The sequence below is a fragment of the Frankia nepalensis genome (genome assembly GCF_016786325.1).
GTDB classification, from domain to species: Bacteria; Actinomycetota; Actinomycetes; order Frankiales; family Frankiaceae; genus Pseudofrankia; species Pseudofrankia nepalensis.
The window spans coordinates 52,562-75,177 of the sequence record NZ_JADWYU010000136.1; the positions used below are offsets into that span (position 1 = coordinate 52,562).

The 22,616-nt window shown below is 72.8% G+C and carries 17 protein-coding genes and 2 CRISPR repeat arrays; of the genes, 11 read left to right on the forward strand and 6 right to left on the reverse strand.

Going from position 1 to position 22,616, the window contains the following annotated elements; translation table 11 throughout:
• The first annotated feature begins 45 nt into the window (after window positions 1-45).
• Window positions 46-990: direct repeats of the CRISPR family, unit length 29 nt; unit sequence GTCGTCCCCGCCCGCGCGGGGATCTTCCC.
• Window positions 991-1,081: 91 nt separating this feature from the next.
• Window positions 1,082-2,086: direct repeats of the CRISPR family, unit length 29 nt; unit sequence GTCGTCCCCGCCCGCGCGGGGATCTTCCC.
• Between the two features lie 154 nt (window positions 2,087-2,240).
• From I6A81_RS43575 to I6A81_RS19030, 3 genes are all read right to left on the reverse strand, one after another.
• Entirely contained in the window at window positions 2,241-2,531 is a 291-nt protein-coding gene (locus tag I6A81_RS43575; RefSeq protein ID WP_238428256.1) for a DUF6879 family protein, read from the reverse strand.
• Between the two features lie 459 nt (window positions 2,532-2,990).
• Window positions 2,991-3,200, reverse strand: coding sequence for a DUF397 domain-containing protein (locus I6A81_RS19025; RefSeq protein ID WP_202999894.1), 210 nt, complete (start codon window positions 3,198-3,200; stop codon window positions 2,991-2,993).
• Entirely contained in the window at window positions 3,197-4,054 is an 858-nt protein-coding gene (locus I6A81_RS19030; RefSeq protein ID WP_202999892.1) for a helix-turn-helix domain-containing protein, read from the reverse strand. Before I6A81_RS19030 ends, I6A81_RS19025 begins: the two co-directional genes overlap by 4 nt.
• A gap of 314 nt (window positions 4,055-4,368) precedes the next feature.
• Here I6A81_RS19030 and I6A81_RS19035 point away from each other — a divergent pair, with 314 nt between their 5' ends.
• The 6 genes from I6A81_RS19035 to I6A81_RS19060 all read left to right on the forward strand — a co-directional run bounded on the left by I6A81_RS19035 (window position 4,369) and on the right by I6A81_RS19060 (window position 9,331).
• Window positions 4,369-4,887 (forward strand): ATP-binding protein, encoded by a 519-nt coding sequence (locus tag I6A81_RS19035; protein WP_202999891.1) that lies wholly within the window; start codon window positions 4,369-4,371, stop codon window positions 4,885-4,887.
• 69 nt (window positions 4,888-4,956) lie between these two features.
• Window positions 4,957-5,616 carry a recombinase family protein gene (locus I6A81_RS19040; protein ID WP_202999890.1) on the forward strand — a complete coding sequence of 220 codons (660 nt, stop codon included), beginning with the start codon at window positions 4,957-4,959 and terminating at the stop codon, window positions 5,614-5,616.
• Between the two features lie 59 nt (window positions 5,617-5,675).
• On the forward strand, window positions 5,676-6,227 hold the full coding sequence (locus I6A81_RS19045) for a hypothetical protein (RefSeq protein ID WP_202999889.1): 552 nt from the start codon (window positions 5,676-5,678) through the stop codon (window positions 6,225-6,227).
• Complete coding sequence (locus I6A81_RS45640; protein WP_202999888.1) at window positions 6,224-6,874, forward strand: helix-turn-helix domain-containing protein; 651 nt, start codon at window positions 6,224-6,226, stop codon at window positions 6,872-6,874. The genes I6A81_RS19045 and I6A81_RS45640 overlap by 4 nt, the downstream gene beginning before the upstream one ends.
• Window positions 6,875-7,200: 326 nt before the next feature.
• Window positions 7,201-7,536, forward strand: a complete 336-nt coding sequence (locus tag I6A81_RS19055; protein WP_202999887.1) for a hypothetical protein — start codon at window positions 7,201-7,203, stop codon at window positions 7,534-7,536.
• A gap of 538 nt (window positions 7,537-8,074) precedes the next feature.
• Window positions 8,075-9,331 (forward strand): hypothetical protein, encoded by a 1,257-nt coding sequence (locus I6A81_RS19060; protein ID WP_202999886.1) that lies wholly within the window; start codon window positions 8,075-8,077, stop codon window positions 9,329-9,331.
• A 330-nt stretch (window positions 9,332-9,661) separates the two neighbouring features.
• Here the strand turns inward: I6A81_RS19060 and I6A81_RS19065 are convergent, their stop codons facing one another.
• Window positions 9,662-9,904 (reverse strand): hypothetical protein, encoded by a 243-nt coding sequence (locus tag I6A81_RS19065; RefSeq protein WP_202999884.1) that lies wholly within the window; start codon window positions 9,902-9,904, stop codon window positions 9,662-9,664.
• A 279-nt stretch (window positions 9,905-10,183) separates the two neighbouring features.
• Here I6A81_RS19065 and I6A81_RS46225 point away from each other — a divergent pair, with 279 nt between their 5' ends.
• The 3 genes from I6A81_RS46225 to I6A81_RS19085 all read left to right on the forward strand — a co-directional run bounded on the left by I6A81_RS46225 (window position 10,184) and on the right by I6A81_RS19085 (window position 14,471).
• Window positions 10,184-11,071 carry an SCO6880 family protein gene (locus I6A81_RS46225; protein ID WP_407661328.1) on the forward strand — a complete coding sequence of 296 codons (888 nt, stop codon included), beginning with the start codon at window positions 10,184-10,186 and terminating at the stop codon, window positions 11,069-11,071.
• On the forward strand, window positions 11,071-12,576 hold the full coding sequence (locus I6A81_RS19080) for an ATP-binding protein (RefSeq protein ID WP_238428255.1): 1,506 nt from the start codon (window positions 11,071-11,073) through the stop codon (window positions 12,574-12,576). The genes I6A81_RS46225 and I6A81_RS19080 overlap by 1 nt, the downstream gene beginning before the upstream one ends.
• Window positions 12,577-12,722: 146 nt before the next feature.
• Entirely contained in the window at window positions 12,723-14,471 is a 1,749-nt protein-coding gene (locus tag I6A81_RS19085; protein ID WP_202999881.1) for a hypothetical protein, read from the forward strand.
• A gap of 651 nt (window positions 14,472-15,122) precedes the next feature.
• Here the strand turns inward: I6A81_RS19085 and I6A81_RS19090 are convergent.
• Both I6A81_RS19090 and I6A81_RS19095 read right to left on the reverse strand, forming a co-directional pair.
• Window positions 15,123-15,341 carry a hypothetical protein gene (locus tag I6A81_RS19090; RefSeq protein WP_202999880.1) on the reverse strand — a complete coding sequence of 73 codons (219 nt, stop codon included), beginning with the start codon at window positions 15,339-15,341 and terminating at the stop codon, window positions 15,123-15,125.
• A 305-nt stretch (window positions 15,342-15,646) separates the two neighbouring features.
• Window positions 15,647-16,990 (reverse strand): hypothetical protein, encoded by a 1,344-nt coding sequence (locus tag I6A81_RS19095; RefSeq protein WP_202999879.1) that lies wholly within the window; start codon window positions 16,988-16,990, stop codon window positions 15,647-15,649.
• 1,004 nt (window positions 16,991-17,994) lie between these two features.
• Between I6A81_RS19095 and I6A81_RS43585 the strand changes: the two genes are divergently transcribed.
• Window positions 17,995-20,772, forward strand: coding sequence for a type IV secretory system conjugative DNA transfer family protein (locus I6A81_RS43585; protein WP_307874749.1), 2,778 nt, complete (start codon window positions 17,995-17,997; stop codon window positions 20,770-20,772).
• Entirely contained in the window at window positions 20,769-22,580 is a 1,812-nt protein-coding gene (locus I6A81_RS19110) for a hypothetical protein (RefSeq protein WP_203004651.1), read from the forward strand. The genes I6A81_RS43585 and I6A81_RS19110 overlap by 4 nt, the downstream gene beginning before the upstream one ends.
• The last annotated feature ends 36 nt before the right edge of the window (window positions 22,581-22,616 follow it).

Consider the following 22,616-nt stretch of genomic DNA (forward strand, 5'->3'; position numbering starts at 1 on the left):
CGGGGATCTTCCCCACAGGTAGGTCTCGCCGAGCAGGCGGCGCAGGTCGTCCCCGCCCGCGCGGGGATCTTCCCTCGGCTGGCGACACCGCCGGCACGGCCGGGGCGTCGTCCCCGCCCGCGCGGGGATCTTCCCACCGCAGCCCGGCCCATGTTGGTGGCCCTGTGGTCGTCCCCGCCCGCGCGGGGATCTTCCCTCGCCATGGTCGTCGCCGCGCGCCGCGACGTCGTCGTCCCCGCCCGCGCGGGGATCTTCCGAGATCGCCGCCTTCGGCCGGCTCAACGACGAGGTCGTCCCCGCCCGCGCGGGGATCTTCCCCGGACCGCGTCATGCCCGTTGACCAGGCCGACGTCGTCCCCGCCCGCGCGGGGATCTTCCCGTCTGGTCGCGACTGATCGTGTGCCCGTAGCTGTCGTCCCCGCCCGCGCGGGGATCTTCCCTACGCCGCGCCCGGTGGCGGTAGCGGTGGCGGGTCGTCCCCGCCCGCGCGGGGATCTTCCCGACAGTCAGGGCCATGATCCGGCCGGCGGTGAGTCGTCCCCGCCCGCGCGGGGATCTTCCCCTCCTGACCGAGCGGGACATCCCGGCGATGGAGTCGTCCCCGCCCGCGCGGGGATCTTCCGATCCCGACCAAGCTGGGTCTCGCCGCGGCGCAGTCGTCCCCGCCCGCGCGGGGATCTTCCCGCGATCGCCGCCATCACCGGGATCGCGACCGCGTCGTCCCCGCCCGCGCGGGGATCTTCCCTCACTGGAGTGCATCACTGCGCCCCGGTAGCCGTCGTCCCCGCCCGCGCGGGGATCTTCCCACACCACCGCGACCGTTCGTGTCCCCGTTGATGTCGTCCCCGCCCGCGCGGGGATCTTCCCCCGGCGCGGAACGTCACCGGACCGTTGATGACGTCGTCCCCGCCCGCGCGGGGATCTTCCACGTTGCCGATCGCCGTGACGATCTCTCGGCCGGTCGTCCCCGCCCGCGCGGGGATCTTCCGGCGACGTCTGGACAAAGAGCCGCGATGGGCTGGTCGTCCCGCCTGCGCGGGGATCTTCCGCCTGTGGTGGATGGCTGGGCGCCTCACGGGCGGTCGTCCCCGCCCGCGCGGGGATCTTCCCGCCGATCAGGATGCCGCGCGCGTTCTTGCCTTGTCGTCCCCGCCCGCGCGGGGATCTTCCCGCGGCTCCGCTGGTCGCGGCGATGACGCAGGGGTCGTCCCCGCCCGCGCGGGGATCTTCCCATCCGCGAGCACACCGCACCCTCCCCGCCACGGTCGTCCCCGCCCGCGCGGGGATCTTCCCGCGGCGTGGGGCTGGCCGCTGCAGCTCGCCGAGTCGTCCCCGCCCGCGCGGGGATCTTCCGTCGTCGGCCCAGGCGCGGTGGGCCTTCGCCTGGTCGTCCCCGCCCGCGCGGGGATCTTCCCCTGCTGATGTACGGCGGGGCGTCGTGCCTGTGGTCGTCCCCGCCCGCGCGGGGATCTTCCGCAGCTCGTCGGGAACCAGAACCTCAAGGTCGAGTCGTCCCCGCCTGCGCGGGGATCTTCCCATGCTGTTGCCATTCGTCCAGTTGCAGCTTGGGTCGTCCCCGCCCGCGCGGGGATCTTCCGCTTCTCCGACGGCTTCACGGGGGTCACGCGCCGTCGTCCCCGCCCGCGCGGGGATCTTCCGCTGGCCTGTGGTTCGCATGGAGCTCGGGAATGGTCGTCCCCGCCCGCGCGGGGATCTTCCGCGGCCAGTGGGCCGCCGCGCGCTCGAGGTGGCGTCGTCCCCGCCCGCGCGGGGATCTTCCGCGGTGGACCCCAGCCAGAGCGCCCGCTACCTGGTCGTCCCCGCCCGCGCGGGGATCTTCCCTGGGCCCAGAGGACGATCTGTGTTGCGGCCTTGTCGTCCCCGCCCGCGCGGGGATCTTCCCTCCCGGCTGGTGGGCCGGCTGAAGGATCACGAGTCGTCCCCGCCCGCGCGGGGATCTTCCCCCGTGCCGAGGTGTCGAACTGCCTGAGGTGCTGTCGTCCCCGCCCGCGCGGGGATCTTCCGCCGGGGAGCCGGTTCCGGGGGTGTTCGCGCCGGTCGTCCCCGCCCGCGCGGGGATCTTCCGCTCGTGACGTTACCTGCGCCGACAGCCAGCTCGATCGTGGTCAGAGCCGCGTCGCGGCGCAGGTCACGAAGCCGGTCCGCGGGAAGCTGACGGGCCTGTTGGGCATTGGAGGAGGACGGCTGCACAGGAGAAAGACTGCCCGACGTGAGGGCGATCAGTGTTGGACCGGGTCATACGTCTCGTGCGGAACAGCACGCTCCCACGCGGCCTCGAACGCCACCGCGCACTGCGTCGCAATCACCGCGTCGGGTGACAGACGGGTCGTCAGAAACTCTCCCCGACCGGAGAAGTAATTGAACTGGGCCCGCCGGCCATCGAATACCCAGAAGTCGTTCGCCGGGAACAACAGGCCGGTGGCCAGGTGCCGGGGCAGCCAACGGGCCTGCTCCCCGGCGCTGACGTTCGACGCGGTCGTCGCGTGCTCGAACCTGATGTAGTCGGTCACCGGCTCCGACACCACCGAACACGGCGAACCTCGACCCCGCGGCCGGTCACCTCGACCATCAGATCCAGCCACGGCCGGGGGTCAGCCACGGCCGGAACTCCTCCTGGTCGCCCACGAGCCAAGCATGAAACCACGGGTCGTCGCAGTCGCAGGAATCGCGCATCTCCAGATGCACAGCAGACGAAAAACACGCGCGGAGCAGGGCGCCGAACTGCGGATCGGGTTCCTCAGCCCCGCCCGGGATGCGGCCCAATCCCTGCTTGCCTGGCCCATAGATCCCATCGGCCGCCTCAATAAGAGCGCCTTCATGACCGCCGGAAGCCGGACCACGGCCTCGGCAGGCCGAAGCGGACTGATCAGAACCGACGCCAGGCCGAACACATTCGAGCAACGACGTCGAGAATTACCACACCGTACGGCCCCACCACAGCCCCATCGCGGGCCGCCCTCGGATCACGTTCAGTCGTCGAACTCACCATTGCGGACGCCGGCCAGGAAGGCGATCCACTCAGCGGTGGTGAAGTGCAGGACCGGGCCGTCGGGGTCCTTGGAGTCGCGGACGGCGCGGCCGCCGTCGGGGAGGGTGGCGACCTCGACGCATTCACCGCCGTTGCCGGCGCTGTAGGTGGACTTCCGCCAGACCAGGGCGGTGGCCGGGGTGTGGCTCATGGAAGATCCTCCGCCGCTTGGACGATCAGGTCGAGGGACCGCTCGGGGTCGAGCGCGAAGGCTCGGAGGCGGTTCATCGTCAGCTTATAGCGGCGTAGATCGGCGTCCCGTTCCAGATAGACGGCGCTGTTGAGCTGCTCGACGTGCACGACCTCGCCGCCGTTCAGACCGTCGAAACCCAGGACCTTGAACGAGAAGCCGAGCGCCGGGTGGGCACCGACGGTGTAGGGCAGGATCTGGATGGTGATGTTGGGCCGGCGGGCGGCGGCGGCCAGGTGCTCCAGTTGGGCACGCATCACGGCCGGACCGCCGACTTGCCGCCGCAGGACGGCTTCGTCGAGAACGGCCCACAGGGCGAGCGCGTTGTCACCCGTGAGCCGGTTCTGCCGTTCCATGCGCAACTCGACGCGGCGGTCGATCTCAGCGTCATCGAGGGCGGTGTTCGCCGCCCGCATGACGGCGAAGGCGTAGTCACGAGTCTGGAGCAGGCCAGGGACAAGCTGGGCTTCGAAGCACTCCCAGGTGGTGGCGCTGCTCTCGGCGGCCATGAACCGCTCGAACCAGCGAGGCACGGCGTCGGTGTAGCGGTGCCACCAGTCAGGCTCGCGGACACCGCGGGTCACGTCGAGAAGCCGAGCACGGTCCTCGTCCGGCACTTCGTAAAGATCGAGTAGGGCAGCGACGTCGCGGGCACGCGGGGCACTGATCCCGGTCTCGAGCCGACTGATCTTCGACGAGGAGCAGGACAAGTGAGCCGCGGCGGCATCGATCGTTAGCTCACGGTCCTCGCGCAGCCTGCGCAGTTCGGCGCCAAGCTGGCGGCGACGCAGCGTCGGATGGGGCTCGGCTGGCATCGGATCCTCACCTTCTGACCGCGGCCGACGGGCCGCAGCCGGCCCTCCGATGATCCACATGATTGCACGCAGCCCTCTGCATCACCGTCGAACCCAAGATGCACTTGCATCGACTTGCATGCAAGTAGATGATCGGTGCATCGCCGGCCGCGCGCGCCGGCTGACCCCGATCCCGTCAGGAGGACGCGATGGGCGAACTCGTCTCCCACCGCGCGGCAACTCCCGCGCGTACATCCGCCGGAGACGCCCTCGACCCGCCGAATCCCCACCGTGCACCGTGCCACCTGACCTCGTCGGCAGAGTCATCCACATGGATGGCAACGCTCGCCCTGCCGGCCGTCCCCATCGCCTGTCCGCTGGCCCGGTCCTTCGTGCGTTGGATGCTCACCTGGTGGCGGCTGGACCACGCACTCGACATCGCCGAACTGCTCACCGCTGAACTCGTCGGTAACGCCCTGACCAGCAGCCAGCTGCCTGCAGGCACAGCCGGGCACCTAGTCGATGTCCAGCTACGCCTGACGGCCGGCGACGACCGGCTTCGGATCGAGGTCCACGACCTCGACCTCCGACCGCCGGTCCCCCGCGTCCCGGACGCCGATGACGAGGGTGGCCGGGGCCTGCTTCTCGTCGAGGCCCTCGCCGAACGCTGGGGACACGACCTCGTGGTCGAAGGCCCGGGACCGGCCGGAAAAGTTGTCTGGGCCGAGATCGCCACGCCGGCGCCGACCACCGCTCGCGGCCTTCCAATCCGCCCTCGGCCCGCCTGCTCCCACCCCCACCCAGCCGACCCGGCACTCCTGCGCCGCGTCTCGGACTGCCTTCACCACCTGTAAGCCGATCTCCCAACGACCAGAAGACCTGCTCACCTTCCCCGGAACCGCCGAACCGTTCTGGAGGACGCGATGGCCCAGCCCGCGCCACGCCCCCAGTCCCACCCCACGACCCCAGCTGACCCGTCACCTGGCGCGGCCCCCGCGTTCCACCTGGTAGACCCGACCCCGCGGCCCGCCTATGGCTACCTCGCCGTCCCCGACGACGACGAAGACCAGATCAACAGTCTCCACGCCCGCCTGGCCACCCACGCCACCGATGCCGGCCTGACCCTGCTCGAGGTCTACGTCGACCGCGACACCACCCCCACCACACCCGACCGCCCCGGCCTCGAAGACCTCCTCGCCGAGCTCGCCCACCACCCCGGCGCCGTGCTCCTCGTCCCCGGACCCAGCCACCTACCCGCTACCCCGACCGCGCACCACGCTCTCACCCACCGGCTCGCCCAGACCCGCGCCACCCTGCGCGCGCTCTCCACCCCACCGCCGCGCCTTCCCGCTGCCCAGGCACCGCACTGCGTACCCCAACCGTCGGCGCCCGGACCGGGCCTCGGCCCCCTCACCGCCGAGGGCACGTTCGAGCTCACCCTGCGCCCCGACGACGCCGCCGCCACCCTCATCAGCGCCCTCGTCCGCCTTCCCGCCGACGCCCGCTTCGTCGAGAGCTACGGCGACGTCGCCACCACCCTGGTCTTCCACCCGGCACCGGACACCGCCGGGCAGCCTCGATGACCACCACAACCGGCCCGGGACCAGCCAGCGGGCGAACGGGAAGCCCGGCCCACCAGTTGATGATCAGTCTCGACAGCGCGGCGGACGCCTTCCATTCCGTGGAGCTGGAGCCTTTCCGTTTCCCGGTCAGGCCCGGTGTGCTCCTCGACCGGCACCCCGCCCCTGCCGGCGCGAGCGGACCCACGCCCGGCGGCTCACCCGGCTTCAACAACCAGCCTGGGCACGGCAGCGGGGTGACGTTCGTCGCCGCGCATCCACATCCACCCGAGGCCAAGGCCCGCACGTTGGCCGCTACCAGCAGCGCCCGTGCCCTGGTGATCTGCCCCCGCCTCGCCTCCCCCGCCCGTGCCCAGCTGGCCCTCGTCGTTGCCCGTCTCCTCGCCGACCAGCGTCACCCCGCTGCCAGCTCTCCGCCTGTGATCACCTGTGGCACCCGGCCGACCTGTGCCTGGGAAAGCGGAACGGTGATCCTCCCCCACCTGGTCACCGTCGTCACCCCTGACGCCATCCAGATGCGCGTCGTCTGGGAACTCACGCATCACCTCCACCTCCCGGCCTGGCCCGAAGATCTCCGTCCGAGGCGTGCCCGCCCCACCGCGGTTGTGCCATGACGCCGACGACGATCGTCAGCACCAGCCGCCAGGCCGCCGGCGTCCCCGAACCGGCGGCTGGCGGATCTACGACGACAAGCCGCACCGCGCAGGACTGGGCGGCGGTCGCTGCCGCGCTCAATGCCCGCCTGGCTGCCTGCCGCCTCACCCAGCAACGCCTTGCCGATCTCTCCAACATCTCGGTCGCGACGATCCGCGTCCTGCAGCGCGGCACCGGTACCCGCCGCGTCCGCGATGACACCCTCGCCGCCATCTCCCGCGCCCTCGGATGGCCCGCCAATCACCTCCTTCGTGTCCTCCTCGAGGGCATCGCCGCCGACCAGGCCCACAGCGCAGTGCCCGCCGGTCTCGATGCCAAGCAACACCCGCGCCAGCCAGCGGCAGCCGGTCCTCGGACCGCGCCGGGCGGCGGACAGCACCCGCTCACGCGGATCACCACCGAGTTGGACACGGCGAGCACCGCGATCGACGAGGCCCGCGCCTGTCTCACCCACGCCAACCAGCTCGACTCCGCGGAGCGCGACCTGGCCGTCGCCTGGTTGGAAACCGCGACCGCCCGTCTCGAACAGACCCGGACACTGATCGTTCGGGTGACCACGGCAGTCGACACAGCGGCGACCCCGGGCGACGACGCCGGCCGCGGCTGATCGCTTCATCGGCCATCCCTTGGCCTGTGGCCTGGGGCGATGTCGTCGGTGATGTCGTCACCGATGTGGTGCGGCGCGCGCGGGCCGGGGCGGCGCTGGCCGCGAGGGCTGTGGCGATGACGCCGGGTCGGATCGTGCGCGGCATGTCCCAGCTGAACAGGCCGGCCGCCAGCCGGCGATCATGCCCATCGCGCGCCACACCGCGACGCCTCGAGAAGACGAAGACCTCAGAACCCGGACCGGCCCGAGCTGACCACAAGTCCGCACGGTGGGCGGCGGGCTGGCGGCGCCGGGCCCGCGGTCTGCTCACAGCCACCGCCGTAGCGATGTTGGCTCTGGTCGGTGCGTTCCCAGGAACGGCCGTCGCGTCCACCACTCCGCCGGCTGGCGAGGCGGCGGGGGTGCCGGGGATCACCGTTAACCCGGACTGGCGGGACATGCCCGGCCGGGAAAAGATCGAAATGTTCCTGGACACGGCGTCGCAGGTCGGCCTGGCGTGCTGCATCGGCGCGGTGGTGATCGGTGGGGCCGCGATGGGCATCGGCCGGGCGAGCGGGGCCGGGCAGGCCTCCAGCCGGGGGCTGGCGATGGTGCTGGGCGGGGGCGGCGGGGCGGTCCTGATCCTGCTGGCGCCAGCGCTGATCGGCTGGGCAAGCGGATGAGCGCCCCGGAGCCCGACCCCGCTGGCACCCCGCCCGGCTGGGGCACCGGTGCTGGCTGGATACCCGGGTCCGACTGGGATCGCGGTCCGGGGCTGGGCGCGGCCGGTTGGATGGGCTGGCGCCCGCCGGAGCCAGCGGACCCGGCGGCGGTGACACGACCGACCATGCGCGAACCCCCACCCGGCCGGGAGCCGGCGCCGGGCCAGACGGTCGTCACCGACAGATGGCTGCGCCTGCTGTGCTGGCTGGCGGTGACGGTGATGCTCGCCGTGCTGGCGCTGTGCGCGGTGGCGACTTGGAAGGTGCTGGCCGCGCCAGCACAGACGCCGCGATGCACGGCCGCCGGACCGGTGGCCGTCTGGTCACCTGGCCCGCGCGCGCCTGCGGGCTGCCCGCTGGGAGATGACAGCCCTTCACACGAGCCGCCAGCTGATCTGTCCCCGCCGACCGTCCGGCCAGCCGCAGCCTCGCCAGCCGTTTCCATCCGGCAGACGCCTCGGCGTGCCCGGGCCTCGGCCGGGTGGGGAGGGCGGTCGGCGTGGGTGAGGTGACGGCGCTGAGCCGCCTGCCTGGCGCGGGGCTGTTCACGGACATGGGCGAAGACGTCGCCGTCACGATGCTGCGGGCGATGCTGCAGATGTTCACCGACGCGTTCGGCGCCCGGATCCGCGACATCCTGACCGAGATGTTCGCGGCGTCGCAGCGCCCGCCGGTTACTGCCGCAACGTTCATCTCCGGCGACGGGCCCTACCACACGGTCGCCTCGGTCTCCACCGGGCTGCTGGCTGTTGCCCTGGTCATCGGGGTGATCCAGGGGCTGCTGTCCGGCCAGCCCGGGCAGGCGTTCGCCCGCCTTGGCATCCAACTCCCGATCGCCGTCCTGGCGATCGGCGGCTTCCCCTGGCTGGCCGACCAGATGCTCACCCTCGGCGACGTCCTCGCCGACGCGGTCCTACCCCCGGACAAGACCACCCGCCTCGTCGAGGTCATCTCGACACCCCCATCGGACGACTTCCCCGGCCTGCTGGCGACCCTGCTGGCGTTCCTCGGCGCCGTCCTTCTGGCCATGGAACTCGTCGTGCGCGACGCGCTGGTCCTGATCATCGTCGCGCTCGCCCCGCTGTCGTTCGCCGCGTCGGTCATCCCCGCCGCACGGCCAGCCGGCGGCCAGGTCGTGCGCCTCGTCGGCGCCGCTGTCCTCGCCAAACCGTCGATCTACGTCGCGCTGCGGATCGGCGTCGACCAGCTCGACGAGCCCTACCAGGCCGGGGCCGAGCCGTCGTCCTGGCGTGCCTACATCCTCGCGCTGGCCGTCGCGGTCGTCGCGGTGTTCATGCCCGCCGTCGTGTGGCGGCTGATCCCGCTGGCCGAGGCGTTCACCCTCGCCCAGGGAATCTCGCGTGCCCCGTTCCGCGGCGCGCAGCAGACCGCGCAGCTCGCCTACTGGGGCCGTGCCCTCGGTGGCGGCCTCGGTGCCGCGTTCGGCTCCGTTCTCGGTGTCCGCCGTGGCGGCCAAGCCGGGCGTGGGCTGCCCGGAGGGGCACCCCGACCAGCTGGCGAGCGGGATCGCTTCCAGGCCAACGCTCCCCGCCAGCTGCCCGACCCGTCCTCGGATCCGACCTCCCGGCGGCGAAGACCCGACCCACCAGCCGGCGGCGACTCGCTGCGTCCCGCACCCGACCCGCCAGCACCACCGCCCGGCGCCGGCCCGGGGACGGCGGCCCGCCGGCGGCAGCCACGCCGACGCCGGCCTGACCCCGGCGGCGCGGCCGACCCAGGCGGAGGCGGCCGGTGAGCGAGCCCGTCTACCGGCTTCCTCCACGCCGCGCCGGAACCGCCTTCTACGGCCTGACCGTCCCCCAACTCGCCCTCGCGGCCAGCGGCCTGGCCGCCCTGATCGCCGCGACCACCCTGCTCGGTGGCCGCGCCGGCCTGCTCATCGGCGTCACCGCCCTGACCGTCGCCGTCCTGCTCGCCACCGTCCACCTCGGCGGCGAACCGCTCCGCCATCTGCTCCCGCTGTTCGCCCGCTACACCCTCACCCGCCTACGCCACCTCGCCCCGCCGTCCGCGGCGCGACGCCGGTCCAGAGGCGGCGGCACACGCGGCCGGCCCACCGAGCTGGCTACGCGACATAGACATCCTCGACATTCCCGATCCCACCCTGACCGGCCGCGACGGCGAGCCCCCTGCCGTCATTCGCCACCGCGGCGGCGCGCTCACCGTCGTCCTCGACGTCCGCGGCGGCCCGTTCACCCTCCTCGACCCCACCGACCAGCACCACCACCTCGCCACCTGGGCAGGCGTCCTCGCCCAGACCGCCCGCGACCCAGCAGTCCTCACCCTCGGCTGGACCCTGCGCACCCACCTCGCCACGCCCCAACCCCTCCCGGCCACCACCCCACGACAGCGGCCGGAGACGACGACAGACGCCACCCGCCGTCAGATCCGCACCGACGGACTCGGTGCGGGCGATGAGCCCCGGGCGCACGCGAGAAGCAACGGCACGACGGCCACGGCACGCACGCTCACCCGGCCGACCGCCACACCAGCCCACAACGGCGTCGACATCCACGTCAGCGGCGCGACGAGCCAGACAGGCGACGCGGCGACGCTCGCCTCCTACCGCGCCCTACTCGCCGACACCCTGCTCCAGCACCACGACCTACGCCTCTGGCTCACCGTCGACCCCCGCCGCGCCCACCACCGCCGCGCCAGCCCCGACCGCCCCGAACAGGTCGCCCTCGACACCGCCCGCCAACTCGCCACCCGCGCCGCCACCGCCGGCCTCACCGTCCACGGCGCCCTCACCACAGCCCAGCTCACCGCCGAACTCACCGCCCACGCCGACCCGACCACGGCCACCGCCCCACCCGCCAACCGGACAGCGCCGACCGACGCGGCGAGGCCAGTCGAACCGCGCGGACTCGCCGCGCGCGCCAACCTCCCTGGCGCCCGCCACGCCCCAGCCACGCCCACGCCACCGCCCCTGGATCCCACGCCCACCCGGACCACGGTCGAGGCCTACTGGGACGCCGCCCGGATCGGCGCGACCTGGCACCGGGTCTTCTGGGTAGCCGCCTGGCCCACCGGCCCGCTCCGCCCCGGCTGGCTCGACCCCCTCCTGCACGAAACCCCCGCGGCCCGCACCCTCACGGTCGCCCTGCAACCCATCCCGCCGCGCACGTCACGGCGCCGCCTCAACCAGGACACCGCGGCCGTCGAGCTTGCACTCCAGATCCGCGACCGCCACCGGGTCCGCATCCCCACCCATCTGTCCGCCGCCCACGACGCCCTCGACCAGCGCGACGCCGAACTGTCCGCCGGTCACCCCGAACTCGCCTACACCGCCCTGATCGACCTCGCCGCCCCCGACCGCCCCGCCCTCGACACCGCGACCGCCGAGCTGGCAGACCTCGCCGCCCGCGCCGGCATCACCGACCTGCGTCCCCTGCACGGCCGCCACCACCACGTCTTCCCCGCGACGCTCCCGCTCGGCCTCACGATCCGCCGCCCGAATCCCGGAGCCCACTGATGCCAGCCCATCCCACCCAGCCACACCGCACCCGCCGGCGCCGCGCCGCCCAGCCACCGACGGTCCCCGTCACCCTGCCCTGGGACATCGCCACCACCGCGCACCTGTGCGCGCTCAGCCCCCTGCCGATCGAAACCGCGCTGCCACCGACCGGCCCGCTGCTCGGCACCGACCGCCTCGCTGGCGGCGCCTTCCACTTCGACCTCATCGCCGCCTACGAAGCCGGCCTCATCCAAGGCCCCAACATGCTCATCTCCGGCGCCGGCGCCCACGGCAAATCCGCACTCGCCAAGGCCTACCTCCACCGCACCACCGCCCTGACAGCACTGACCGGCCGTCCCCGCTGGACGGCCGTGATCGACCCAAAAGGCGAATGGACGGCGCTGGGCCACCAACTCGGCTACGCCGTCCTGTGCTTCCAACCCGGCGGCACCCTGCGCGTCAACCCCCTCGACACCACCCCGGGCGGCATGACCATCGCCGCACCAGCCACCACGCGCCACACCACGAGACCCGGCGCCGCCCGTCCGCCCGCGACACCGCGCACGTCGGCGACCACGCGCTCGGCCACCAGCGCCACACACCACCACGCCCCGACAGGTCAGCCCGACGACGAGACCCGTGACGAGGTCGCCGACGTCGCCGCGCGACGCGCCGCGGTCCTGGAAACCCTGCTCGCGATCGCCCTCGACCGCCCCGCCCTCGACCCCAGCCAGCAACGTCTCCTCGTCGAGACCGCCCGCCGCCTCACCACCCGCCCCGGCGCCGCCGCGTCCGGCCCGAACGCGCCGACCCTGCACGACGTCCGCGGCGTACTCGCGCAGCCAGATCAGACCCTGGCCGACGACCTCGACACCACCCTCGACGAACTCCTCGATCGCCGCCGACCCCTACTCGACGCCACCGTCGCCCTCCTCGAACACGACCTGCGCGGCATCTGCGACGGCCCCACCAGCGCGGGTCTCACCTGGCACACAGCCCCCGGCCTGATCCTCGACCTGTCCGCCCTGCTCACCCAGCCGCGAACGCTGAAACTCGTCCTCACCGCGGCCACCGGCTGGCTCGCGGCCGTGATGTACGGCCAACCCGCAGCCCACAAGGTCACCATCGTCGACGAAGCCTGGATCGCCCTCGACGACCCCGCCATCACCCGCCACCTCCACAACCAGTGGCGCCTCGGCCGCCAGTTCGGCCAGGTCAACATCCTCATCACCCACGCCATCGCCGACCTCCACACCGGCACAGGCCGCAGTGGCACGAGCACCGCCGAAGGCCTCCTCAACACCACCTCCGTCCGCGTCTACCTCCACCAGAACCCCGAACACGTCGGCAGACTCCTCACCGACATGGGCCTCACCCGCCGCCAAGCCGCGTTGCTCGACCAACTCCCGCCATTCACCGCGCTTTGGCAGATCGGCACCCACACCGCACTCGTCGACCACCACATCACCCCCGACGAATGGACGTTCGCCGACACCGACACCGCCATGACCACCAGGACCTGACCAGCCAATGATCACCACAGGCCCCGGTGCGGACAAACCGGGCAGGCGATGGCCGACAGACACGATGTCCACACCGGTGGTCTTCTTCGCCGCGATGGCCCGCGCGATGTCGTTCTCGATGGTGACGGTTCGGACCGTCACATGGCATGACACAGGACAACGAGCCGCGACACGACCCGCGGCCGGCGGCCGGTTACCCGCAGGGCTGGCCGGTGTGCGTGCAGGTCCCGGCCGGATGGTGGCGGATCTACCAGCTCGTCGGCGACGGCATGAGGATCCACGTCGCGGAACTGATCGCCCATACCGCCGACGTCGACAACCCGATGGCGCCGCCAGCCCGCTCGGTGCGCCAGCCGTCCGTGTGGCAGCTGGAAGAGGCGCTCGGCTGGGCGATCCCGACCCCGGCGCACCCGATCCTCGACAGCGCCACCCGGCTGCTGGCCTACCGGGCCGCCCCGGCCGCCGACCCCAGGACCCGGCCCGCGACGCTTCCCGAAACCGTCGCCGCGAATCCGGTGTTCCGGCCCTGGCGCGCGAGCGTCGTCACCCGCGAGGGACACGCCCCGACCAGCTACGGCCGACTTCGCCACGCCGAGCATCCGCTGGTCACCTGGACCGACGGCCCGCTGCGCATCGACATCCTCGCGGCTCGCCCACGGCCGCGCCTCGGCACCGGGGGCTACCGGCTGGCCTACCGGATCAGCGACCACGACCGGGTCGTGCTCGCCGGCCAGGACGCCGCTCTGACCACCGACGGCCCTCAGTCGAGCAGCGCGATCCGCGTCGTCGCCGCCCGCGCCGCGATCCTCGACACCGGCGGCCACCGCCACGGCACGGCCCTGCCCGCCCAGCAGCGTCGACTCCTGCGCATCCACCGAGCCCGGCTCTACGCGGCCGCCGCCCCCGTCGGCCATCCCTACCTGCCCGGCACCCGGGTCGCCGTCCGCGACCCCGCCCAGCACACCACCACGACCGGCACCGTCCTGGCCCATGTGCTCGGCGCCGGCGCCAGCGACCTGCGCTATCTGTGGCGGCCCGACGTCGCGGCCCTTCCGGGCCACCCCTGGCGTGACCACCCCGGCTGGGCTCTGCAGACGCCGGCTGGACTCGCCCGCGCCACCGTCCGCCCGCCGGACCTGAACACCGAACCTTCCCGCGGCGAGCTCGTCCTGGCCACCGGCGCCGTCGTGCGCACCCTCGACGACCCCCGCTTCTCCGTCGGCACCGTGTTGCGCGCCCTCACCGACGACGACTACCAACTCCGCTACGAGATCCAGCCCCACGACCACCCGTCGGCCCCGGTGGTCCTGCCCGCCGACGACATCGTCGCCATCGCCGGCACCGCCTGGCCCACCGTCACCGACCTGCTCACCGCCCGCGCCACGGCCCTGCCCCTCACCTCCGGCGAGGTCCTCACCGCCACGCACGACCGCGCCATCATCGAGCAGGACGTCACTGGCCCGCGCCTACGCACCGTGGCCCGCCACCCTCAGGCCAGGACTGTCCTCGCCCCCGCCACGATCCCGATCGACGTCGCCGTCGCCCCGGCCTCACCGGGCGCGGAACCGACCAGTTGGCTGACCGGTCCAACCCGCCACCTCCTCGACCCCGTCCACGGCCACCTCGCCGTCGAGGACGCCCTGTTCACCGCCGCCCGCCAGCTCGCCCCCGACCACCTCGCCGCGATCCTCGCCCGCCTTCCCTGGCTTCCTCCCGGTCCCCACCACCCAGTCACCGCCGCAGCCCTCGCGGCAATCCACGCCCCGCACCCCGTCGCCGCCCTCGTCGCGGCCGGCCCGGCGGCCCTGCCCAGCGCCCACCCGACTCCCGATCCCTCATCGGGACCTGCGGCTCCGGCCAGGCCAGACCCCGGAGCATCCTGCGACGGCCCCTGAAGGCACCCGCAACGCCACCAGCCGCCCCGGCGCTCCGTGACAACCGCTCGCGGCTGCGCGTCACCCTCCCGCGAACACCCACCCGCCTCCGCGCCGTGAAACAGGTGTTCTCCGTCGCGACGACTTCCTCCAGGGGCTTCGCCTGCCATCACGCACCGCGTCGGCCGCCCCAGCACTCGAGTCTGTCAACGATTTCTAATTCTTGATCCTCTGGAGGTCGGTGGGTCCCCAGGTCAGTTTTCAGGCCGCATCTGTGGGTGGCGCGCCGAGTCTGCGCAGCACGTCGTCAGCGGACTCTCACCAGATTGGTTCGTCCGCTACCGATCCGTCCACATCGAAACCGAAATGAAGCACTCGGTCGTCCCCCGCCTTAGCCATCAACACGGCCAGCCAGTAGGCGGCCGCGACCGCGCCGACGCGGGAGGCGTAGACGCGGTGCGCCTTGCGCTCGCCGGGCTGGCGCCCTGGTGCCCAGGGCTGTGCTGTGACGCCGCGCGGCGCGGTACACAGACAGCGGGGCGGCCAGGCAGAGTGTGTGGCCCTGTCCGCGCGGCGTAGCCTCCATGCTTTGTCCCGTCTCCTATGCCGCCCAGGAACCCGAGCAGGCCTGGGCGCTCCTTGACGTAGCGCGCCTCGAAGCCGTGGGGACCGTCATGTTGATCCGAACGCCTTGAGGCCAGGAGGCTTCTCGCCCTCGGGAAGCTCTTCCTTCTGGATGCGGCGCAGCCACCGTCCGAGACGTACTTCGAAGCGGTGCCAGTGGATCGGAGCGCGCCTCGCGGCGTGCCGCAGCACCGCGACCACAGCCACGGTGATCAACGCCACCAGCAAATCGTGCTGGTAGTGGGGCAGCCAGTGGCTGACCTTCACGATGATGTTGAAGGATCCGAGCCCCAGCGTCGCTCCTACGTCGACCGACCGCAGCGACCGCGCGACGATCCTGCGGCGGGAGGGATCCGTTCCGATTCCTCTCGGAATCGTCGATCCGCTGGGCGAAGATGACTGGAGAGGGCACGCGTCACCGCACGACGTGCACCCCCCGGGGCGCTGAGCCACGGGAGTACGTCCAATCCACATATCCGGCGTGAGTCCACATCGCCGCGCTCCAGGAAAAGAGTTCGCGGCGGCGGGACTTCGTCCTCATCGCGCGTTGGGACGAGTCTGTCCGCTTCCAGTCACGACGCTGCCTCACCAGCTCGCCCACGCGGAAGTCCCGCCTTCAGGCGCCTTTCGACCTCGTTGCGCACCCTAGGGGTCTTACGACGGACGCGCTCCCCGAAGTCAGCGGTCTGTCCGGCGGCGAGCGCAGCGTCTCTCCAGGTTCCGCGGCCGTCGCCGTCGAGGTAGGTGATCAGGACCGCCCACTCGTCGGTGCTGAACATCGCATGAGCGCGCTGCAGCCTCGGGTCCTCGAACTCGCTCGGCAACAGGTCCTGGCTGGACTCCTTCTCGAAGCTGCCGCCGCTGTCCAGCATGAGAACCCCGACGCCCCGATACTTGTGCGTCCAGACCGGCTGGAACCCGCGAATCTGGCGACGCAGCCCGGCCCGGAGATCCTCAATGATCGCGTAGGGGTCGGCGTCCTCGCCGAGGAGCACACCCAGCACCGGGTCGAGTAGCACGATCACGACAGCCGACCTTGCCTCGGCTCGGGAGTAGTTCCAGCTGCGGTCGGCGCCGCGTTCGACCTTGCCGACCTCGGCCAGGTAGGCCCTGATGCTCTTGCTGAGGTAGTCGCCGATGAACTCGTCAACCTCCTCGACGTCGCCCACCTGTGCCCCGCGCCGGACGTGGCGCAGGTCCGCGCGCAGAAGCGACGCGAAGATCCCGTGCATGTCGGCGATCATGCCGCTGAGAACGAAGGCCAGCTCAATCATCCGGAACGCCTGACGCAGCATCGAACTGGCCGGACTGAACGTCTGCTGTACCAAGACGGTCGATCGCGATCTGTTGTCAGCGTCGGTGGTGTCGACCTGGCTCGCCAGGTCGGACCCCTTGTTCGGGCTGGTGATCGGGTCTTCCCATAGCCACCCCTCGAGGCCCGCAGCAGCCAGGTCGGCCTCGACCTGGCCGGCCAGGTCAAACCTCTTGTTCAGGGTGGCGATCGTGTCGTCCACCGGCCCCCACTCATCGAAGGCGGCGGCCACGCTCGTAGTCGCGGTCTGGCAAATCAAGTCCAACGTCTCAAGCATGTGGGCTGGCGGCACCAACTTGATGGTGATCTCGGTGATCAGCGCAGCCCGATCGGTCGCGACCCGGCAAGCTTGGCGGACCAAGGCCACCAGCATCCCTGCCGTCGTCGCGGACTCGGCCAGGCGGCAGGCCGCAGCAGCGTTCGGTGAGGTCGAGATGACGGTCTCGACGACCGGCGCCGATCCGGCGTACCGCTCCGTTCTCAAGCCCGCCGACAGGCCAGAGAAGGGCGACGCCCCGGTGGCAGGCTGCGCCCGGCAAGCGAGCGCCGCTGACGGGAGCCGCCCATCAGAGGCGCCTGAGGCGGTCGTAGGGATGTCAGCCATCGGGCCCTTCCAGGTGTCGGGAGTTTTGCCTTCCAACCGGTAGTGCCTCGCGAAGTCCCAGACCGACAAAAAATCTTGAAGTCAATATTAGGCACCAGCGTCCCGATCCCACCGGACGTCGATGGTGCTCCAGCGACCACTCTCAGATGCAGTTGTTGATCAATGGTGTGACGTCCCTGGCATCGAGCCGTCTCCCGAGGGGACGCCTGCTCGGCGAGCTCGATCGGTCCCCTTACCTCCGAGAGCGCGCCGTTGGGCGTGCCGGCGCCCGAGGTCGCCACGTCAACGGGACGCCTCGTCCTGAAGACACAGAAGCCGGGCCTAGCTCCCCGTGGATGGCAGGGTCTGGCCCGAACCCCAGCAAGACCAGTTTGGGCGTCGTGGGGACCGGGACAAACCGTGGGAGGCTACGCCGAACCCATGATCAACCCGGCGGCTTGTCGACCCAGATCGTCATCATCACTGGCAACTGATCGGTGATGATCGATGCCATCTCCCGCAGTTTGTTCGGTCTCCCTCGGCGACGGTGCCCGCGGCCCTTACGTCGCAGAGGTAATCACAACGTCGCCGGACCTTGGGCGCCCGGCGATGTCATCCGGGAGGCCGCGACAGCCGCCGTGGCCTGCGGGGATGTCCTCCGCGATGCTGTCCGCGATGTCCGGGCCGTTCTCGGCCGGGGCAATGTCCGGGCGTAGGGCACTCTCGCAGTGCGCCGCGATGTTCCCTGCAATGCCGCTGGGTTCGCGATGACCGGCGCGATGCCGTGCGCGATGGCTGTGGCGATGCTGCCGGTCCGGACCGTCGTGTGTCATGTCGCCACGCAATGGGCCGGGCGCCGGCCCCACGAGATCCCAGCCGCGATCGGTCGCACTGCGGCGCTCTCCGGCCAGGGCCGACAGGCCGCAGCCTGACCGCCGGCCGCAAAGCCCGGCACCTGCCACACCCAACGCCCTCCTTCGCGGGCCACACGCCACGCGCCGCGCGGCTGTCCTGGCGGTGTCGCGGTGAGCGCCCCACGGGCTCAGGCGCCGGCGTTGTCGGCGGAGGCGCTGGTGTTCGGGTTTGTCGCCGCGTTCGGGGCGTTGGCGGTCGCGGTCTGGTGGGGCGCGCAGCTGGCCAGCCTGCTGTTCGGAGCGCATCGCTGGCTGCCGGTCGGTCCGCGCGACGCGTTCCTCGCGGTGCCGCAGCTTGCCGCCCACCCCGCCCGGCCGGCCGACGCCTGGCCGGCAGTCGCCGCCCACCTGCCGGGCGCGGCCGGCTACTGGGCCGCCTCGGTGGTGCCGATCGCCGTCGCGGTGTTCGCGGTCGCGGTCCTGCTCGCCCTCACCAGCCGCCGTGTCGGTGTCGAGCGGCGCCGCCGAATGGGTCTGGACCCCGAAGCCCGGTTCGCCGGGCTCGCCGACCTGGCCCCGCTGCTGGTCACCGGCCCTACCCCGGGCCGGCTGCTGCTCGGCACGGTGAGGACCGCCGGCCGGGTCCGCCTGGTCGCGACCGAGGACGCCGCGAAGCCGTTGGACGCCGCTGTGCCGCGCCGGCTGCACCGGGCCGCGGCGCGGCGCCGCTCCGACCGGGGCGCGGTGCTCGCGCTCGGCCCGACCCGCTGCGGCAAGACCGCGGCGCTCGCCGTCCCCGCGATCCTCGAATGGGACGGGCCGTTGATCGCGGTGTCGGTGAAGACCGACCTGCTCGGCGCGACCGAGGCCCGCCGCCGGGCGCTGGGCGAGGTGCGGGTGTTCGACCCGGCTGGTGCCACCGGCCAGCCCTCCGCGGGCTGGTCCCCGCTGACCACCTCCCAATCACTGGCGGGGGCGCGGCGCGCGGCCCGCTCGGTGGCGGCGTCGACGGAGTGGAACAGCGGCGGCTCGGGCGACATGTCGTTCTGGACCTCGGCTGGGGAGGACCTCGTCGGCCTGCTGTTCTGGCTCGCCGCCCAGACCGGCCTGGGCATGGACAGCGTCATGGGCTGGATCACGACCCAGGACAAGGACACCGTCCTGTCCCTGTCCAGCGCGTTCGCCGACCACCTCGACCCGACGGTCGCGGTCGAGGGCCGGCAGGTCGACCAGGCCCTGCAGGCCGTGTGGCGTTCCGATGCCCGTCAGCTTTCCTCTGTCTACCTGGTCGCCCGGCAGATGATCCGTCCCTGGCAGGAACCGACCGTCCAGGACTCCGCGATCCCCACGCCCGGTGCCCCCATCGACCTCGACTGGCTCCTGGGCACCAGCACCCCCACCAGCGAGACATCCGGTCCCCACACCAGCGACCGCATGCTGCCCCCAGCCACGTGGCCCACCGTCGACGACGATTCGTGGGCCGGAGGCTTCCCCGGCCAGATCGCAGCCTTCCGCGCCGCCGCCGGCGGCTGGACGCTTCCACCCACGTCGGCATCGCCGGTCCCCGCCGGCGCGGACTCCAACGGCGCGAACGGCGCGGAAACCGACGCGCCCGGCGCGGGCCCCACGAACGGCGCGCCGGGTGACGGCGCGAACGGCGCGTGGGCGCCGACCGGCGCGGCCAACGACGGCGCGTTCAACGCATGGCTCAGCGGCGGCGCGAACGGCGCGAACGTGAACGGCGCGGGCGGGACGCGCCGCTCCGTTCAGGACAGCGGCACACCAGCGCGCCCGCGGCGCGAAAGGCGCGAGGAACAGCGCGCCGAACAGCCGCCGGCGCGTCCCTGGCGGCGCGCCTGGCTCTCAGCCAGCTGGCCTCGGCGCGACGCGAAAGGCGCGGAGCTGCCCGCGCCGACGCCGGCGCGGCGGCCGGTGAACAGCCTCTACGTCTGCGCGGACCTTGACGACGCCGAACGCCTCGCCCCGGTCCTCGGCGGCCTGGTCGACGAGTTGCTGCGCGACGTCTACCAGCACGTCGGCCGTACCGGAAAGCCGCTCGACCCGCCGCTGCTCCTCGTCATCGACGAAGCCGGGAACTGGCCGATGCGCTCCCTGCCCTCCCGGATCTCGACCTGCGCCGGGATGGGCGTCGTCCTGCTGCTGCTCTACCAGTCGAAAGCCCAGATCGACGCCGCCTACGGCCCCAAGGCCGACATCGTCGTCTCCAACGCCACCACGAAGGTCTTCTTCTCCGGCCTGTCCGACCGTTCCAGCCTCGACTACGCCGCCTCCCTGCTCGGCCAGGAACACATCGCCGCCCGCTCCGTCTCCTCCGACTCCAGCCCCGGCGGCGGACGCACCGGCCTGTCCGAGGCCCCAACCCGCCTGGAGCTCCTGCCCGCCGCGCTGCTACGCCAGGTCGCCCCCGGGGAGGCGCTGCTCATTCACCGCACCCTGCCTCCTATTCACCTGCGCGGCCGCTACTGGTTTCGCGACCCGCACCTACGCCGTCTTGCCACCGGCGGCGAACCAGCCGGCCCCGCTGGCGCGGGCCGCGCCACCGGCCGGCCGCGCCGCGCCGGTCGTCCACACGGGAGACGGCGCGAACGGCGCGCCGTCACATACGGCGCAACGCGCCGCGGCGCGGTCACCGGGCGCGCCGACGAGCTAACCGCCTCGGGACGCGCCGACGGCGCGAACCGTGCCGCCCCTCCCACAGCCCAGCCGCGCCGCGGCGCGCGCCGTGCCACGGCTGGCGCGCCCGACAACGCGCCGTCCGTGCCGTCGACGCGCCGCGCTGACCCGCCAGGGCGCGCCGGCCGCGCGCCATGGTGGCGCGCCTGGCGCGCGCCGGCAGCAGATCGCGCCACGGCTCCTGCCACCGGCGGCGTGGCCGCGCGGGCGCGCCGCTGGCCGGCGCGCCGCGCCCCAAAGGGTGACGGCCGATGAACGCCACCAGGCCGGCCGACCCCGCCCCGAATGGTGGCCTGGTCGGGCCGGGGGAGGACCTGGAGCGGTTCGACACCATGTCGTTCCCGCTGTGTGTGCAGGTCCCGGGCGGCTGGTGGCGGTTCTTCCCCGTCGAGGGGGGTGCAGCGGAGCGGGAGTACGTCGCCCAACTGGTCGCGTTTCCCGCCGTGCCCAGCTCGGTCGCGCCCACGTTCCTGACCCGCCAGCCGTCGCTGTGGAAGTTGGAGGAGCAGCTCGGCTGGGCGATCCCGCTCGCCGGCCACACCGTCCTTCGGACAGCGGCTCCCTGGCTCGCACTCGGGCGATACGGTGCGCTCCGGCCCGCGGGCACCGGCAGCGCGCTGTTCACCCACCGGGCTGACACGGCACTGCCGGACGAAGCCCTAGCCGCGGGCTGCCGGCCCGCGCGGGCGCGCCTAGTCCTGCGCGCCGGGCACCCCCCGACCACCTACGGCCGCCTCCTCTACGCCGAAAATGCTGCCCGCCGCTGGGCCTACGGCCCGCTCCGCGTCGAGATCCTCACCCCCGAACCGGCGGCGGGTACCACCGCCGACGGCGACCACGCGCCGCGGTTGGCCTACCGCGTCTACGACCAGACACGGGTCGTGTTCGTCGGCGACGACGTGCCGCTGCCCGACGCCGGCGCGGACTCGACCGCGGCGATCCGCGCCGTCGTCACCGCCATCACGGCGGATCGCGGCGGTGTCCTCACCTCGAACCAGCGGCATTTCCTGGCCGCCGACGGCGTCGGGCTCGCCCACGCGGTCCGCCCGTTCGCCCACCCGTACCCGCCCAGCACCCCGGTCACCGTCACCGTCGCCGACCCGGCACGCGGCGGACCTGCCACCGGGCTTGTCCTGGCCAGCGCCACGGGCCCCGACGGCGGGCTGGTCTACCTGTGGCGTCCCGACGTCGCCGACCTGCCCGGCCATTCCTGGCGTACCCATCCGACCCGCGCCCTGCCGGCCCCCGCCGGCGTGGTCGAGGCGACTCTTGGCACGCCCGACGTCCGCACCCACGACCCGGCCGGCGAACCGGTCCTCCTCGCGACCGGCGCGCTGGTCGCCGCGATCGACGACCCCCGCTTCCACGTCGCCACCGTGCTACGGACCTTCGCCGGCGACGGCCCCAGCCCGCGCTACGAGATCCAACCCCACGACACCGCCGCCGGCCCGATCGAAGTGAACGCCGGTGAGGTCATCCCGCTCGCCGGCACGGCCTGGCCCACCAGCCGTGGCCTGCTGCACGCCCGCGACGACGGCGGCCTGCCGCTGCGGCCCTTCGAACTCATCGTCGCCGTGCGCGACTACGGCGTGGCGACCGACGGCTGGCCCGGCATCCACTTCGAAGCCGTCGGCGACCTCCCACCAGCCCCCGCCACCCTCGACCCCACCGCACACACCCACGCCGTCGACGTCACCCCCGGCCCACCGCCGCGCCGGCCCGCCCCGCACCAGCAGGAAGCAGCCGCCACCGGCTTCGACGGCGTCCGCCACCTCTGGCACCCCGAGCTGGGCCACCTCGCCGTGCCCCACCGGCTCTACGCCCAGGCCCGCGACGCCGACCCCGCCCGCCTCGCCGCGGTGCTCGAGCGCCGTCCCTGGCTGCCCGCGGGCCCGCACAGCGCCGAACTCGCCGCCGTCCTCGCGGCCCTGCACGCACCCGCCGAACTCGCGGCCCTGACCCCACGGGCCCTCGACGCGGCCAACCAAGTGCCCGGACCGGACCTGCCCTTGGCCGGTGGCCCGCCGACCGACGCCGCCGACCCGCCCGGGCCGGGCCTGTGACCCACCCCGGCCGCCGGCCCTGGCCGGTCCACGCCC

Excerpts from the sequence above, each read along its gene's own strand:
- I6A81_RS19025 (WP_202999894.1), bottom strand. The coding sequence starts at position 3,200 with ATGAGCCACACCCCGGCCACCGCCCTGGTCTGGCGGAAGTCCACCTAC.
- I6A81_RS19030 (WP_202999892.1), bottom strand. The coding sequence starts at position 4,054 with ATGCCAGCCGAGCCCCATCCGACGCTGCGTCGCCGCCAGCTTGGCGCC.
- I6A81_RS19035 (WP_202999891.1), top strand. The coding sequence starts at position 4,369 with ATGGCAACGCTCGCCCTGCCGGCCGTCCCCATCGCCTGTCCGCTGGCC.
- I6A81_RS19040 (WP_202999890.1), top strand. The coding sequence starts at position 4,957 with ATGGCCCAGCCCGCGCCACGCCCCCAGTCCCACCCCACGACCCCAGCT.
- I6A81_RS19045 (WP_202999889.1), top strand. The coding sequence starts at position 5,676 with ATGATCAGTCTCGACAGCGCGGCGGACGCCTTCCATTCCGTGGAGCTG.
- I6A81_RS45640 (WP_202999888.1), top strand. The coding sequence starts at position 6,224 with ATGACGCCGACGACGATCGTCAGCACCAGCCGCCAGGCCGCCGGCGTC.
- I6A81_RS19055 (WP_202999887.1), top strand. The coding sequence starts at position 7,201 with ATGTTGGCTCTGGTCGGTGCGTTCCCAGGAACGGCCGTCGCGTCCACC.
- I6A81_RS19080 (WP_238428255.1), top strand. The coding sequence starts at position 11,071 with ATGCCAGCCCATCCCACCCAGCCACACCGCACCCGCCGGCGCCGCGCC.
- I6A81_RS19085 (WP_202999881.1), top strand. The coding sequence starts at position 12,723 with ATGACACAGGACAACGAGCCGCGACACGACCCGCGGCCGGCGGCCGGT.
- I6A81_RS19095 (WP_202999879.1), bottom strand. The coding sequence starts at position 16,990 with ATGGCTGACATCCCTACGACCGCCTCAGGCGCCTCTGATGGGCGGCTC.
- I6A81_RS19110 (WP_203004651.1), top strand. The coding sequence starts at position 20,769 with ATGAACGCCACCAGGCCGGCCGACCCCGCCCCGAATGGTGGCCTGGTC.